The organism is Ruegeria sp. YKSD163 (assembly GCF_059612905.1).
Window position 1 is genome coordinate 375,746 of the sequence record NZ_JBXWRM010000001.1, and the last position, 14,164, is coordinate 389,909.

The following is a 14,164-nucleotide window of genomic DNA, read 5'->3' on the forward strand; positions in this document are numbered from 1 at the left end:
AGTCTCCATCAATGTTCAGAAAATCAACTCTCCGGCCAGGAAACGGCGCACCGCACCATTGGCCGGGTCATCCAGCACCTGAGCGGCAGGTCCATGTTCCACCACCTGCCCGCCCATCATCACCACCACATCCGCCGCCAGCCGCCGGGCCTGACCGATATCATGGGTCACCATCACGATCCGCACCCCACGGGCGCTGGCGCGCAGCACCAGCGATTCGACCGCCTGGGTCGCGCCCGGATCCAGCGCACTGGTGGGTTCGTCGAGGAACAGCACCTCGGGTTCGGTGGCCAGCGCACGCAGGATAGCCAACCGCTGCGCCTCGCCCACAGACAGCGAGCGGGCCCCCTGGCGTGCGCGCGACGGCAATCCGCCCTCGGCCAGCAACGCCGCGATCCGGGCCTGACGCTGCGCCCGGTTCAGACCCCGGCGGCGCAGGACGAAATCGAGATTGCCCGCCACCGAGCGGCGCAGCATCACGGGCCGCTGGAAGACCATGGCCTGACTTGCCCGCTCCTGGGCGTCAAGCGCGCGCCCATTCTGCCGCACTGTCCCGGCATCGGCCTGGATCAACCCATGCAGGCAGCGCAACAGCAGGCTCTTGCCCGCCCCGTTCGGTCCCAGGATCACCGTAGGCCCCGGCCCGCCCAGCCTCAGATACGGCACATCCAGCAGGCTCTGGCCACGACGCGAGATGCGCAAGCCCTGCGTCTCGATCACCAGTCCGCTTTCCTCGACCAGATCACGCATGGGCCAGCGCCTCGGCACGGCTGCGCGCGCCCAGCAGGCTGACCAGCGCATTGACCGCGACGGCAATCCCGATCAGGACCGCCCCAAGCGCCAACGCCAGAGCCAGATTGCCCTTGGAGGTCTCAAGCGCGATAGCGGTGGTCATCACACGGGTCACGTGGTTGATATTGCCGCCAACGATGATCACCGCGCCCACCTCGGCAATGGCACGGCCAAAACCAGCCAGCAGCGCGGTCAGCAACGCCACCCGCCCGTCCCACAAGAGCACCGGCACCGTGGACAGCCGCGAAAGGCCCAGGCTGCGCATCTGTTCAGAATATTCGGCATCCAGCATCTCGACCACCTGACGGGTCAGAGCGGCAATGATCGGAGTAACCAGAACCACCTGCGCGATGATCATGGCGGTTGGCGTATAAAGCAGTTGCAGCACGCCAAGCGGACCCGAGCGTGACAACATCAGATAGACAATCAGCCCGACCACCACTGGCGGCAGACCCATCAGCGCATTGACCAGCACCACCATCGCGCGCCGGCCGGGAAACCGCCCGACAGCCAGCGCCGCCCCCAGCGGCATCCCGATCAGGGCCGCGCAGAGGACCGCAAACAACGACACGCGCAGCGACAGGCCCACGATCCCCAGCAATTCGGAATCACCAGCCAAGATCATGGCAAATGCCACCTGCATTTCTTGCGCAAAATTCTGCATTTTATTCTGACTTTGGTGTATCTGAGATCATAAGCACGCATTTTGCAAATCTATGCATATCACGCCCTCGTATCCCATCCCAACCAAAACCGACACCCGCGCACGAAAAAGCGCGGCCCCGGACGGGACCGCGCTGGCCGAGGTTGCCCCGGCGTAGTGTTCCAAACGTTACTTCAGTGCCGCGTCGGTAATCTCATGCGTCCAGGCACCCTCGGGCGTCTTGGTGATCACCGGATCCGAGCCGCCTGCCAGCAGCGTGGCGACCGTCCGGTCGAAATCGGCCGGATCCAGCGCACCGTTCGACCCGGCGGTCAGCTTGGCAATCTCACCCATCATGCGGACCTGATGCGCCTCGGTCTGGGCGCCGGTGGCGTCATTGTCCAGAACGATGCCGGCGGCCTCGTCCGGGTTGGCCTCGGCATATTTCCAGCCCTTCATCGAGGCCCGCACAAAGCGGGTCATCTTGTCCTTGAAGGCCTCGTCCTTGAGGTTGTCCTCAAGCACATAGATACCGTCCTCCAACGTGGCGACGCCCATGTCCTCGTATTTGAAGGTCACCAGCTCGTCCTCGCTGACACCGGCATCCAGAACCTGACCATATTCGTTATAGGTCATGGTCGAGATGCAATCGGCCTGGCGCTGGAGCAGCGGATCGACGTTGAAACCCTGTTTCAAAACAGTCACCCCGTCAGCGCCGCCATCGGTGCTAATCCCCTCCTGGCTCATCCAGCTCAGGAACGGGTATTCATTGCCAAAGAACCAGACGCCAATGGTCTTGCCCTTGAAGTCCTGCGGTCCGGTGATGCCGGTATCCTTCCAGCAGGTCAGCATCAGGCCCGAGGATTTGAAGGGCTGCGCGATATTCACCACCGGCAGGCCCTTTTCCCGCGCCGCCAGTGCCGAGGGCATCCAGTTCAGCATCGCATCGGCACCGCCACCGGCCAGCACCTGCGGCGGGGCGATGTCGGGGCCGCCGGGCAGGATGGTGACATCCAGACCCTCTTCGTCGTAATACCCCTTGTCCAGCGCCACGTAATAGCCGGCGAACTGGGCCTGGGTGACCCATTGCAGCTGCAGCTTGACCTCGTCGGCCGCCAGCGCCGGGCCAGCGGCCAGGGCCAGGGCAAGCGCCGCGCCATTCATCAGTTTCTTCATGATTTCACTCCTTGTTGGTTGTTCAATTCTGTGCCCCGGTTCGGTCCAGGATCTTGTCGCATATCTGTCAGCCTAGCGTCTCTGCGAGGGGTGCCAAAAGGTGACATGATGTTCGATCAATGCCACCAACCCATAGAACAGCGTTCCCGCCAACGCCGCCACAACGATTTCGGCCCAGACCATGTCCAGTGCCAATTGCCCGACACTGGTCGATATGCGGAACCCCATGCCAAGCGTCGGCGAGCCAAAGAATTCGGCCACGATCGCACCGATGAGAGCCAGCGTCGTCGAGATTTTCAAACCGTTGAAGATGAAGGGCATCGCCGCCGGCAGCCGGAGCTTGAAGAAACTCTGCCAATAGCTGGCCGCATAGGTTTCCATCAGGTCACGCTGCATCGACGTGGTCTCGCGCAAGCCCGCCACGGTGTTGACCAGCATGGGAAAGAACACCATCACCACGACCACGGCGGCCTTCGACTGCCAGTCGAAGCCGAACCACATCACCAGGATCGGTGCAGTGCCAACGATGGGCAGGGCTGCCACGAAATTGCCCACCGGTAGCAGGCCCAGCCGCAGGAACTCGGACCGGTCCACTGCCACCGCCATCAGGACCGCCGCACCGCAGCCGATCAGATAACCGCTCAGCGCCCCCTTGACGAAGGTCTGTACGAAATCCGCCCAGAGGATCGGCAGGCTGCCGGCAAACCGTGCCGCGATCAGCGAGGGCGCGGGCAGGATCACCAAAGGCACTTCAAGACCCCGTACCACCAGTTCCCATACCACCAAGATCGTGGCGCCAAAGATCAGCGGCACCGCCAGCCGCACCGGGCGGGTCTCGGCCTGCGGCCCCTCGGCCAGACGGGTATTCAGCCACCATGCCGCCCCCCAGACGAGCAAGGCCACCAGAACCAGCATCATCCGCGCACCCCCCAATCCTTCTTCTGTTCCCAAATACCTCGGGGGAGTCGCGCCTGCGCGACGGGGGCAGCGCCCCCCTTATGCCATCCCATCCTCATGCCATCCCCATCCGCTTCAGAACCAACCGCTCGATCACCCCCAACAGCCCCACCAGGCAAGCCGCCAGAATCGCCGCCCCGAAAAGGGCCGACCAGATCTGCACGGTCTGACCATAATAGCTACCCGCCAGCAGCCGCGCACCCAGGCCCGAAACCGCTCCGGTCGGCAATTCACCCACGATGGCGCCGACCAGCGAGGCCGCGATCCCGATCTTGAGCGAGGCAAAGAGATAGGGCATCGAGGCCGGCAGGCGCAGTTTCCAAAAGGTCTCGCCCTGCGAGGCGTTGTAGGTTCTCAGCAGGTCAAGCTGCATCGCATCGGGGCTGCGCAGCCCCTTGACCATGCCGACCACGACCGGGAAAAAGCTCAGATAGGCCGAGATCACCGCCTTGGGGATGATCCCCTGAACGCCCACCGAATAGAGCACCACGATGATCATCGGTGCCAGCGCGATGATCGGGATGGTCTGGCTGACAATGGCCCAGGGCATCACCGACATGTCCATGACGCGGGAATGCACGATACCCACCGCCAGCAACACCCCAAGAACCGTGCCGATGCCAAAGCCCAACAGCGTCGCACTCAGCGTTACCCAGCCATGATAGACAAGGCTGCGTTTCGAGGTGATCTTCTTCATCACCGTAGTGTCCCACAGCTCGATCGCCACCTGATGGGGCGCCGGCAGGCGTGGGCGCTCCTGCGCCCAGGTCTCCGGCACGGCAAACCCGTTTTTCAGCGCCAGCGAGACACCGCTCATGCCGCGCCGGGCGGCGCCATCGGACGGCTCCACCACCGCCCCGCCGCGTTCCGCCGTGACCAGCACGCCGTGAATATTCATCGGCACGCAGGCCGCATACCAGAGCCCCACGATCACAGCGAGGACGGTCAGGACCGCAAGCAGAGATTTCATGCTGCCCTCCCTTCCGCGCGCAACACCGATTTCCTGCAAGGAAATCGGGCCGGAATTCGTGCCGAATTCCGGTTCCGCCCGGCCTCGTCGCCGCGCATCCAGAAATCCAGCTCAGTCATCGGCATGCCCCGCCCTGAGACCCTCGCGCACCCGATGTGCCACCTCGATGAATTCCTTGCTGTCCCGAATATCCAGCGGCCGCTCCCTGGGCAGCGGGCTTTCGATCACATCGGTGATCCGGCCCGGGCGCGGGCTCATCACCACGATCTTCGTCGACAGATAGACCGCCTCGGGAATCGAATGGGTGACGAACCCGATGGTCTTGCCGGTCCGCGCCCAAAGCGCCAGCAACTGCTCGTTCAGATGGTCGCGCACGATCTCGTCCAGCGCTCCGAACGGTTCGTCCATCAACAGGATATCGGCGTCAAAGGCCAGCGCCCGCGCGATGCTGGCGCGCTGCTGCATTCCGCCCGACAGCTGCCAAGGGAATTTGCCACCAAACCCTGCCAGATCAACGAGTTCCAGGACCTTTCTCACGCGCTCTTCCTGCTCTTGCCGGGAAAATCCCATGATCTCGAGCGGCAGCTTGATATTCTTGGCAATGGTTCGCCACGGGTACAGACCCGCCGCCTGGAACACATAACCATAGGCGCGCTTGCGCCGCGCCTCGTCGGGCGTCATCCCGTTCACCGTCAGGCTGCCGCCCGTCGGTGTCTCCAGCGCCGCGATACAGCGCAGGAACGTCGTCTTGCCGCAGCCTGACGGCCCGATGAAACTGACGAAATCGCCCTTGTTGATTTCCAGGTTCACGTCCTTGAGCGCGTGAACCGGGCCGTCATTGGTCTGAAACGTCAGATCCAGCCCCTTGGCCGAAACCACGCTTGACAACTCCGGCTGCTGCCCTGTCCCATTCATAGTGTCACTGTCCTGTTGGAGACCCCCGAGCGATGCCCGATCAGATGCCAGAAACCTGCCAAAAACTTCGCCTTGGCGAAACCTATGCCGGCAAGCAGGGGTTCAATTATTTTCAAGGGATCGCTCGCGAGACGACCGGAGCCCGATCCATTTGCATGCACATGCTGCGCATTCCGCCGGGTGGCCGGGCCAAGGCCCATCTGCACGCCGACCACGAGACCGCGATCTACGTGATCGAGGGGTCGGCGGTCATGTACTGGGGTCCTGCGCTGGAACACCGGATGGAGACGAATGCGGGCGATCTGATCTATATCCCCGCCGGTGTCCCGCACCTGCCGATCAACACCGGCCAGACCGAGGCCGTCGCCATCCTGGCCCGCACCGATCCGCACGAGCAAGAGAGTGTCGTTCTCCTGCCCGAACTGGATGCGCTTGTGCCCGAATAGGCGCATCAGACCCCCGTCGCCGGAATGCCCGACCGTTCCACCGGACGCGGTGCGGTCAGTTCTTTCCAGCTGCTCAGCGCCCGGTTCACCGGCGTGTTCGCCTCGCGCGCCACGAACTTGCCATGGCCCTCCTGGGTGCGGATCTCGCCATCATGCACCGCCACCTGGCCGCGCGTCAGGGTAAAGCGCGGCAGGCCTTTGACCTCCTTGCCTTCGAACACGTTATAGTCGATGGCCGATTGCTGGCTGCCTGCGCTGATCGTCTTGGATTTCTCCGGGTCCCAGACCACCAGATCGGCGTCGGCACCGACCAGAACCGCACCTTTTTTCGGATAACAATTCAATATCTTGGCGATATTTGTTGATGTAACCGCCACAAATTCGTTCGGCGTCAGGCGACCGGTCGCCACCCCATGAGTCCACAGCATCGGCATCCGGTCCTCCAGCCCGCCGGTGCCATTGGGGATCTTGGAAAAATCACCCACGCCATAGCGTTTCTGCTCGGTGGTAAAGGCGCAGTGATCGGTAGCCACCACGCTCAGCGAACCCGATTGCAGCCCCGCCCACAGGCTGTCCTGATGCTGCTTGTTGCGGAAGGGCGGTGACATCACGCGCCGTGCCGCATGATCCCAGTCGGGGTGGAAATACTCGCTCTCGTCCAATGTCAGATGCTGGATCAGCGGCTCGCCCCAAACCCGCTTGCCTTGCATGCGGGCGCGCCGGATCGCCTCGTGGGACTCCTCGCACGACGTATGCACCACATAGAGCGGCACACCGGCCATATCGGCGATCATGATGGCGCGGTTGGTGGCCTCGCCCTCGACCTGAGAGGGTCGCGAATAGGCATGCGCTTCGGGCCCGGTATTGCCCTCGGCCAAGAGGCGCGCGGTCATCTCGGCCACCACATCGCCGTTCTCGGCATGGACCATGGCAATGCCACCCAGTTCGGCCAGGCGGTTGAACGAGGCGAACAGCTCGTCATCGTTCACCATCAGAGCGCCCTTGTAGGCGAGGAAATGCTTGAACGTGTTGATGCCGCGCGTCTCGATCACGGTCTTCATGTCGTTGAAGACCTGCTCGCCCCACCAGGTCACCGCCATGTGGAAGGAATAATCGCAATTGGCCCGGGTCGATTTGTTGTCCCAGCGCTTGATCGCGTCCAGCAGGCTCTCGCTCTGATTGGGCAGGCAGAAATCCACCACCATCGTGGTGCCGCCCGCCAGCCCGGCGCGGGTTCCGCTCTCGAAATCGTCGCTGGAATAGGTGCCCATAAAGGGCATCTCCAGATGCACATGGGGATCGATGCCGCCGGGCATCACGTAACAGCCAGTGGCGTCCAACTCCTTGTCACCGCTCAGCCCCGGGCCGATTTCGGTGATCACGCCGTTTTCGATCCGCACATCCGCCTTGTAGGTCAGATCGGCGGTTACAACGGTGCCGTTCCTGATGACTGTGCTCATTTGCTTGAACTCCCTGTTTTCTTGTCAGACCGACCCGAAACAGCCGATCGCATTGCCATGCACCCCGATATCCAGCGGCCCGAACGGCCCCTCGACACAGAGCGAGAAACATCCCGCCTGCGGCAGGTAGACGACCAGGTAGGGGCCATTCGGCCGCGTGACCGCCCAACCCTGCCCCATCACGCCGCCGCTGAACTGCACTTCCACAACCTCCGGCTCTTGCCGCAAAGCCGCGAAATCGCGCAGAGTGGCCCGACCCACCACATCCAATGGCGCGTTCGAAAGATCGGCCTCGATCGCCGCCCTGACCCGTTTGCGCATTGTTGCCGTGTCCGGCACCATCCCTTGTCCTTCATTTCGCCGAAAATACTCCGGGGGGTTCGGGGGGCAGCGCCCCCCGCTGGTCCGGGGCATCGCCCCCGGATCACTCCACGATTTCCGCCGTCTCCACCACCGCATGGAACAGCACATCCGTACCAGCAGCGGCCCAGTCCTTCGATATCTCTTCGGCCTCGTTGTGGCTCAGTCCGTCGACACATGGGCACATCACCATTGCCGTCGGCGCCACCCGGTTGATCCAGCAGGCATCGTGGCCGGCGCCCGAAATGATGTTCATGTGGCTGTATCCCAGCCGCTCGGCCGCAGCGCGGATGGCCGAGACGCAGCCCTCGTCAAAGGCCACCGGATCGAATCCGCCCACCTTTTCAAAGGCGATCTCCAGCCCCATCGCATCAGCGATCTTCTGGCCCTCAACGCGCAGACGCGCCTCCATATCCTCGATCACCGACAGGTCCGGGCTGCGGAAATCCACCGTGAACACCACCTTGCCCGGGATCACGTTGCGCGAGTTCGGGTAAACGTCGATATGGCCCGCCGCCCCCACCGCATGGGGCGCATGGCTGAGCGCGATCTCGTCCACCTTTTCCAGCACCCGCGCCATGCCCAGCCCCGCATTGCGCCGCATCGGCATCGGGGTCGAGCCGGTATGCGCATCCTTGCCGGTGATGGTGACCTGGGTCCAGCTCAGCCCCTGGCCATGGGTGACAACGCCGATATCCTTGCCCTCGGCCTCCAGAATGGGCCCCTGTTCGATATGCAGTTCGTAGAACGCGTGCATCTTGCGCGCGCCCACCTCTTCCTCGCCGCGCCAGCCGATGCGCGACAGCTCGTCGCCAAAGCTCTTGCCCTCGGCATCGGTGCGCGCATAGGCCCAGTCCTGCGTATGCATCCCGGCAAAGACGCCGGAACTCAGCATCGCGGGGGCAAAGCGCGTGCCCTCTTCGTTGGTCCAGTTGGTGGCGACGATGGGGTGTTTGGTGCGGATGCCCAGATCGTTCAGGGTGCGGATCACCTCCAGCCCGGCCAGAACCCCCAGCACCCCGTCATACTTGCCACCCGTGGGCTGGGTATCCAGATGCGAGCCCACATAGACCGGCAGCGCATCCGGGTCGGTTCCCGCCCGCATGGCGAACATGTTGCCCATCTGATCCAGCCCCATGGAACAGCCCGCCGCCTCGCACCATTTCTGGAACAGCACGCGGCCTTCGCCATCCTCATCCGTCAGGGTCTGGCGGTTATTGCCACCCGCCACGCCAGGGCCGATCTTGGCCATCTCCATCAGACTGTCCCACAACCTGTCACCGTTGATTCTGAGATTCTGTGCCGGAGCCGCCATACCTGTTCCCCTGTTGCTTGCTTTGCGTTCTTGCTGGCCTAGCTATTTGACCAACTGGTCAAACTCACGCTATCACGGGTTTGACACCAGTCAAGAAATAGCCGAGTTCCCCTGCAAGATTCCGTCACTTCGACGGGCAAGCGAAGGAAAAATCAGCAGATCATGCCTCAGGACCGCGCGCCGACCCGTATCCAGAAAAAAAACCGTGCCGCCATCCTGGACGCCGCTCTGAACGTTTTTTCGGCGCATGGCTTCCGCGGCGCAACGGTGGATCAGATCGCCGCTGAGGCAGGATTGAGCAAGCCCAACCTGCTCTACTATTTCCCGTCGAAAGAAGCGATGCACGAGGCGCTGCTGGCCGAGTTGCTGGATACCTGGCTGGATCCGCTGCGCGCGCTCGATGATCAGGGCGAGCCCTTGACCGAGCTTTTGGCATATGTCCACCGCAAACTGGAGATGAGCCGCGATTACCCCCGCGAAAGCCGCCTGTTCGCCAACGAGATCGTACAAGGCGCCCCGCGCATCTATCAGGCCCTGAGCGAGGATCTGAAGGCGCTGGTCGATGACAAGGTGGCCCTGCTCGAAGCCTGGATGGCGGCGGGTCGGATCGCCCGCGTCCATCCCTATCACCTGCTGTTCTCGATCTGGTCACTGACGCAGCATTACGCGGATTTCGACGTGCAGGTGCGCGCGGTTCTGGGCAATGAGGACCCGTTCGACGGCGCCGATGTGTTCCTCGATACGCTCTACCGGCGACTGCTCAGCCCGCGTCCGGAGTAATCTCAGTTTTCTCAGTCTCGACCTCATCGGACTCACCGCTTGCCAGCGCCGCGGTTTCAGGCGTGGTGGCGCGGGCGGCAGGCGCTGGAACAAAGCTCGATTTGTCGGCCTCGTCCACCGGGGCGCGCAACAGGATCCGCAGGCCCGAGAACAGGATCAGCAGCACATGCGCGGCCGCCGAGGTCATGAACAGACCGGTGCCACCCAGGGTCTCCATTCCGACCCCTGCCAGCAAGGGCCCCAGGATCGATCCAACCCCGTATAGCATCAACAGCCCGCCGCTGACCTGAATCGCCTGATCCGCGGCGGCGTGATCGTTGGCATGGGCAATGATGATCGGATACATGGCATAGATCGCCGCGCCGAAAAGAGAGGCCAGCACGAGGTTCAAAATCCGTGTTTCCGGCGACAGCGCGATAAAGACCATATCGACCGCCAGCGCCAGGGCCGCGACAGCGATCAGCACCGCGCGCCGGTCCAGCCGGTCCGACAACCAGCCGATGGGGATCTGCGACACCGCGCCCGCCAGCACCGGAAGGCTGGCAAACAGCGCCACCGTCGTAAGCGCCAGTCCGATCCCATCGGCATAGACCGCCGACAGCGTGCCAAAGGCGCTATTCGACACGCCGACACACAGCACCCCGATCACCGCGACGGGAGAGTTGCGCCAGAGCGCCATCAGGTCGAGCCGGACACTGACCAGCGGCTTTGGCACCGCCTTGGACGACATCGCCGTCGGCATCAGCGCCAGGCAGTAAAAGATCGCGGGCAGGACGAAGAACAGAAAGCCCGACGTATCGCCCATCGTCAGCACCAGTTGCCCGGCGGTCGAGGCACCCAGGTTCACCATGGTGTATAGGCCAAAGATGCGACCGCGCGTGCTCGGCTCGGCCCGCTCGCTCAGCCAGCTTTCGACGATCATCGCCGCGCCCGCAAAGCAGAAGCCCGACATGGCGCGCAGCGGAATCCAGGTCCAGGGCGTCAGCAGCAGCAGCGAAAGCAGCACGGCAACGGCGGCAAATCCGGACATTACGCTGAATGCGCGCACATGGCCGACCTTGCCCACCAACCGGGGCGTATAGAAACAGCCCGCGACATAACCAAAAGCCCAACCAGTCCCCAGAAGACCCAGCGCCGAGGCACTAAACCCTTCCTGCGCGCCCCGGATCGGCAGAATCAGGCTGTTCATGCCACCTGCGAAAAGCAGCAAGGCAGAGCCAAGCAACAAGGCACTTACGGGAAGAAGCTGACGTACCATTTGGACCTGCAGACTGAACACATCCTTGTCCCGGAGTATCCGTGCGGCGGCTTGGAGACAAGGCAAGGCCTTGGGGTGAATTCAGCCTTTCTTTACCATAACCTGCTGAGGTCAGGCATGCAGACCCTGCCTCACCCCGATCAGGCCCGCCGCTGGCTGGAACAGATTTTTGCCACACGCGCCGTTCAACGCGGCGCGGTCGTCCGCAGATCCATCGCCTGGGTTGACCGCGAAGTCGGCAAGGAGCGCTTCCTGACTGAAATGCGCCGCAGGAACTTCCACGTGATCGAAACGGCGGATCAGTTCGTCGTGGTCTGCCACAACGGACCGATCCGCCTTCTTTTCTGAGAAAATTCGTCGAATTTTCTCAAGCAGAGATTTTTCCGCGAAAAATCTCGGTCCTCACTCTGCGGCCCGTGCCATAGGGTTGTTGGGATGCGTGGTCCAGTTGGCATAATCGGCCTGCACCACCTTGCCGGTACGCGGGTCGGTTTCGCCCGGCTGCATCGGCACCATCGAGATGCACCCCTCGATCGGGCAGACATCGACGCAGAGGTTGCAGGCGACGCATTCGTCATCCATCACCTCGAACACCCGGTCCTCTGACATGGAAATCGCCTGGTGCGAGGTATCCTCGCAGGCCGCATAGCAGCGCCCGCATTTGATGCACTGATCCTGATCGATTTTCGCCTTGGCGATGTAGTTCAGGTTCAGGTACTGCCAATCGGTCACGTTGGGCACCGCGCGCCCGACGAAATCGCTGACGCTGGTGTATCCCTTCTCATCCATCCACTGGCTGAGGCCGGATTTCATCTCTTCCACCACGCGGAATCCATAGGTCATCGCCGCGGTGCAGACCTGAACGGTGCCACAACCCAGGCTCATGAACTCGGCCGCGTCACGCCAGGTGGTCACGCCGCCAATACCGCTGATCGGCAGGCCTTGCGTTTCCGGGTCTCGCGCGATCTCGGCCACCATGTTCATCGCAATCGGTTTCACCGCCGGACCGCAATAGCCGCCATGACTGCCCTTGCCGTCAATCGAGGGTTCTGGGCTGAAATTGTCCAGGTTCACCGACGTGATGGAACTGATTGTATTGATGAGAGAAACCGCATCCGCACCGCCGTTTTTCGCAGCCCGTGCCGGATAACGGATATCGGTGATATTGGGGGTCAGCTTCACGATCACCGGCTTGTCGTAGTGGGTCTTGCACCAGCGCGTGACCATCTCGATATATTCGGGAACCTGGCCAACCGCCGCGCCCATGCCACGCTCGCTCATCCCATGCGGGCAGCCGAAATTGAGCTCGATTCCATCGGCCCCGGTTTCAGCCACCCGCGGGAGGATCGCTTTCCACGCCGCTTCCTCGCAGGGCACCATGATCGACACGATCACCGCCCGATCGGGATAATCCGCCTTGACCCGCGCGATCTCTTCCAGGTTGGTTTCCAGCGGGCGGTCGGTGATCAGCTCGATGTTGTTGAGGCCCAGCAGACGCCGGTCGGCCCCATAGATGGCGCCATAACGCGGGCCATTCACGTTCACCACCGGCGGCCCTTCGGAGCCGAGCGTCTTCCAGACGACACCACCCCAACCGGCCTCGAAGGCGCGGCGGACGTTGTATTCCTTGTCGGTCGGCGGCGCCGAGGCCAGCCAGAACGGGTTCGGGCTTTCAATGCCCAGAAAGTTTGTCTTCAAATCAGCCATTTATACGGCCTCCCTGATGTGCTTTCGCATCCTTGTTCGGTGTCACGCGCTCAGCCGGGCGTGGATGTCCATGGCGGCGTCGCGGCCCTCGGCCACGGCGGTCACCGTCAGATCCTCGCCGCCGCTGGCACAGTCGCCGCCGGCCCAGACCCCGGGAATCGAGGTGCGGCCCGCCCCGTCGACCTTGATCTTGCGCCCCTCAAGTTCCAGCCCTTCCGGTGCACCTTCGAGTGTCTGGCCAATCGCCTTGAACACCTGATCAGCAGCCAGGCGCACGGTCTCGCCCGTGCCTGTCACCGAACCGCCCGCGCTGGTGGTGTATTCCAGCTCGATCTCGACCGCCGCGCCATTGCCATGCACGGCAACCGGCATCACGTTGAACATCAGTCTGACCCCCTTGGAGGCGGCCAGATCCTGTTCGAAGCCGCTGGCCCCCATCTCGGCGCGAGAGCGGCGATAGGCGACGGTGACGTTCTCGGCGCCCAGCAGCTTTGACTGTACGGCGGCGTCGATCGCGGTCATGCCGCCGCCGATCACCACCACGTTGCGCCCAACCGGCAGTGCCGACAGGTCGCCCGCCTGGCGCAGCTCGGCGATGAAATCGACCGCATCGCGGACGCCGTCCTTGTCCTCGCCCGCTGCGCGCAAGGCATTCACCCCAGCCAGACCGATCGACAGGAACACTGCGTCATAGTCAGCGCGCAGCGCATCGAGCGTAAGGCCCTGCCCCAGCGCCGAGCCCTGCTCAACCTTGATGCCGCCGATTTGCAGCAGCCAGTCCACCTCGGCCCCGGCAAAGCCACCGGTCGCCTTGTAGGCCGCGATACCGAATTCGTTCAGCCCGCCGGCCTTGGGCCGCGCTTCGTGGATGACCACGTCATGGCCCAGCATCGCCAGACGATGCGCGCAGGCCAGACCCGCAGGCCCCGCCCCGACAACCGCCACGCGCTTGCCGGTGGAGGCCGCGCGGGTAAAGGGATGCACGCCGCGCGCCATCAGCGTGTCGGTGGCATAGCGTTGCAGCCGCCCGATCTCGACCGGCTTGCCCTCGGCCGCCTCACGCACGCAGGCTTCTTCGCACAGTGTCTCGGTGGGACAGACCCGGGCGCACATGCCGCCCAGGATATTCTGCTCCAGAATGGTGCGTGCCGCTGCCTCGGGGTGGCCGGTCTGGATCTGCCGGATGAACAGTGGAATGTCGATCTCGGTCGGACAGGCCGTCTGACACGGCGCGTCATAGCAGAAATAGCAACGATCCGCAGCCACCGCCGCCTCGTGCGGCGCATAGGCCGGATGCAGATCGTCGAAATTCGCGGCAAGTTCGTCGCTGGAAAGCCGCCCGGCGACAATGCCGGGAGCCATCTGGCCCTGTGCCATCGTTCTTC

General features: G+C 63.2%; 15 protein-coding genes. 3 read left to right on the forward strand and 12 right to left on the reverse strand.

Translation table 11 applies throughout. The features are described from left to right. Window positions 1-15: 15 nt before the first annotated feature. The 6 genes from AC2FNA_RS01805 to AC2FNA_RS01830 form a co-directional block, all read right to left on the reverse strand. Entirely contained in the window at window positions 16-750 is a 735-nt protein-coding gene (locus AC2FNA_RS01805) for an ATP-binding cassette domain-containing protein (protein WP_496823985.1), read from the reverse strand. Next, on the reverse strand, window positions 743-1,456 hold the full coding sequence (locus AC2FNA_RS01810) for an ABC transporter permease (RefSeq protein WP_496823986.1): 714 nt from the start codon (window positions 1,454-1,456) through the stop codon (window positions 743-745). Before AC2FNA_RS01810 ends, AC2FNA_RS01805 begins: the two co-directional genes overlap by 8 nt. 168 nt (window positions 1,457-1,624) lie before the next feature. Next, window positions 1,625-2,611, reverse strand: a complete 987-nt coding sequence (locus AC2FNA_RS01815) for an ABC transporter substrate-binding protein (protein ID WP_496823988.1) — start codon at window positions 2,609-2,611, stop codon at window positions 1,625-1,627. Between the two features lie 72 nt (window positions 2,612-2,683). After that, the gene (locus AC2FNA_RS01820; RefSeq protein ID WP_496823990.1) at window positions 2,684-3,529 is read right to left on the reverse strand and encodes an ABC transporter permease; all 846 of its coding nucleotides are present in this window, start codon (window positions 3,527-3,529) and stop codon (window positions 2,684-2,686) included. 94 nt (window positions 3,530-3,623) lie between these two features. Then, window positions 3,624-4,538 carry an ABC transporter permease gene (locus AC2FNA_RS01825; RefSeq protein WP_496823992.1) on the reverse strand — a complete coding sequence of 305 codons (915 nt, stop codon included), beginning with the start codon at window positions 4,536-4,538 and terminating at the stop codon, window positions 3,624-3,626. A 111-nt stretch (window positions 4,539-4,649) separates the two neighbouring features. Beyond that, a complete protein-coding gene (locus tag AC2FNA_RS01830) occupies window positions 4,650-5,453 on the reverse strand; it encodes an ABC transporter ATP-binding protein (protein ID WP_234136534.1) in 804 nt (267 codons plus the stop codon). 161 nt (window positions 5,454-5,614) lie between these two features. On the opposite strand from AC2FNA_RS01830, the gene AC2FNA_RS01835 reads away from it, so the two are divergent. Then, window positions 5,615-5,899 carry a cupin domain-containing protein gene (locus AC2FNA_RS01835; RefSeq protein WP_234169948.1) on the forward strand — a complete coding sequence of 95 codons (285 nt, stop codon included), beginning with the start codon at window positions 5,615-5,617 and terminating at the stop codon, window positions 5,897-5,899. Window positions 5,900-5,904: 5 nt separating this feature from the next. Here the strand turns inward: AC2FNA_RS01835 and hydA are convergent, their stop codons facing one another. The 3 genes from hydA to AC2FNA_RS01850 form a co-directional block, all read right to left on the reverse strand. Next, on the reverse strand, window positions 5,905-7,359 hold the full coding sequence (gene hydA / locus AC2FNA_RS01840; RefSeq protein WP_496823994.1) for a dihydropyrimidinase: 1,455 nt from the start codon (window positions 7,357-7,359) through the stop codon (window positions 5,905-5,907). A 24-nt stretch (window positions 7,360-7,383) separates the two neighbouring features. Next, the gene (locus AC2FNA_RS01845) at window positions 7,384-7,680 is read right to left on the reverse strand and encodes a hypothetical protein (protein WP_496823996.1); all 297 of its coding nucleotides are present in this window, start codon (window positions 7,678-7,680) and stop codon (window positions 7,384-7,386) included. A gap of 103 nt (window positions 7,681-7,783) precedes the next feature. Further along, on the reverse strand, window positions 7,784-9,034 hold the full coding sequence (locus AC2FNA_RS01850; protein ID WP_496823998.1) for a Zn-dependent hydrolase: 1,251 nt from the start codon (window positions 9,032-9,034) through the stop codon (window positions 7,784-7,786). A gap of 162 nt (window positions 9,035-9,196) precedes the next feature. Here AC2FNA_RS01850 and AC2FNA_RS01855 point away from each other — a divergent pair, with 162 nt between their 5' ends. Further along, on the forward strand, window positions 9,197-9,814 hold the full coding sequence (locus AC2FNA_RS01855; protein ID WP_234136529.1) for a TetR/AcrR family transcriptional regulator: 618 nt from the start codon (window positions 9,197-9,199) through the stop codon (window positions 9,812-9,814). Here the strand turns inward: AC2FNA_RS01855 and AC2FNA_RS01860 are convergent. Beyond that, window positions 9,795-11,072, reverse strand: a complete 1,278-nt coding sequence (locus AC2FNA_RS01860) for an MFS transporter (RefSeq protein ID WP_496824000.1) — start codon at window positions 11,070-11,072, stop codon at window positions 9,795-9,797. The genes AC2FNA_RS01855 and AC2FNA_RS01860 overlap by 20 nt on opposite strands. Between AC2FNA_RS01860 and AC2FNA_RS01865 the strand changes: the two genes are divergently transcribed. Continuing rightward, on the forward strand, window positions 11,073-11,420 hold the full coding sequence (locus AC2FNA_RS01865) for a hypothetical protein (RefSeq protein WP_496824002.1): 348 nt from the start codon (window positions 11,073-11,075) through the stop codon (window positions 11,418-11,420). It abuts the gene before it with no gap. Window positions 11,421-11,474: 54 nt separating this feature from the next. On the opposite strand, the gene preA is transcribed toward AC2FNA_RS01865, so the two are convergent. Together preA and AC2FNA_RS01875 are read right to left on the reverse strand one after the other, a co-directional pair. Continuing rightward, a complete protein-coding gene (gene preA / locus AC2FNA_RS01870) occupies window positions 11,475-12,779 on the reverse strand; it encodes an NAD-dependent dihydropyrimidine dehydrogenase subunit PreA (RefSeq protein ID WP_496824004.1) in 1,305 nt (434 codons plus the stop codon). A 42-nt stretch (window positions 12,780-12,821) separates the two neighbouring features. After that, complete coding sequence (locus AC2FNA_RS01875; protein WP_496824006.1) at window positions 12,822-14,156, reverse strand: NAD(P)-dependent oxidoreductase; 1,335 nt, start codon at window positions 14,154-14,156, stop codon at window positions 12,822-12,824. Window positions 14,157-14,164: the final 8 nt, after the last annotated feature.

Coding starts and splice junctions, on each gene's coding strand:
- AC2FNA_RS01830 (WP_234136534.1), bottom strand. CDS start 5,453: ATGAATGGGACAGGGCAGCAGCCGGAGTTGTCAAGCGTGGTTTCGGCC.
- AC2FNA_RS01855 (WP_234136529.1), top strand. CDS start 9,197: ATGCCTCAGGACCGCGCGCCGACCCGTATCCAGAAAAAAAACCGTGCC.
- hydA (WP_496823994.1), bottom strand. CDS start 7,359: ATGAGCACAGTCATCAGGAACGGCACCGTTGTAACCGCCGATCTGACC.
- AC2FNA_RS01815 (WP_496823988.1), bottom strand. CDS start 2,611: ATGAAGAAACTGATGAATGGCGCGGCGCTTGCCCTGGCCCTGGCCGCT.
- AC2FNA_RS01805 (WP_496823985.1), bottom strand. CDS start 750: ATGCGTGATCTGGTCGAGGAAAGCGGACTGGTGATCGAGACGCAGGGC.
- AC2FNA_RS01875 (WP_496824006.1), bottom strand. CDS start 14,156: ATGGCACAGGGCCAGATGGCTCCCGGCATTGTCGCCGGGCGGCTTTCC.
- AC2FNA_RS01845 (WP_496823996.1), bottom strand. CDS start 7,680: ATGCGCAAACGGGTCAGGGCGGCGATCGAGGCCGATCTTTCGAACGCG.
- AC2FNA_RS01810 (WP_496823986.1), bottom strand. CDS start 1,456: ATGCAGAATTTTGCGCAAGAAATGCAGGTGGCATTTGCCATGATCTTG.
- AC2FNA_RS01820 (WP_496823990.1), bottom strand. CDS start 3,529: ATGATGCTGGTTCTGGTGGCCTTGCTCGTCTGGGGGGCGGCATGGTGG.
- AC2FNA_RS01825 (WP_496823992.1), bottom strand. CDS start 4,538: ATGAAATCTCTGCTTGCGGTCCTGACCGTCCTCGCTGTGATCGTGGGG.
- AC2FNA_RS01850 (WP_496823998.1), bottom strand. CDS start 9,034: ATGGCGGCTCCGGCACAGAATCTCAGAATCAACGGTGACAGGTTGTGG.
- AC2FNA_RS01835 (WP_234169948.1), top strand. CDS start 5,615: ATGCTGCGCATTCCGCCGGGTGGCCGGGCCAAGGCCCATCTGCACGCC.
- AC2FNA_RS01860 (WP_496824000.1), bottom strand. CDS start 11,072: ATGGTACGTCAGCTTCTTCCCGTAAGTGCCTTGTTGCTTGGCTCTGCC.
- preA (WP_496824004.1), bottom strand. CDS start 12,779: ATGGCTGATTTGAAGACAAACTTTCTGGGCATTGAAAGCCCGAACCCG.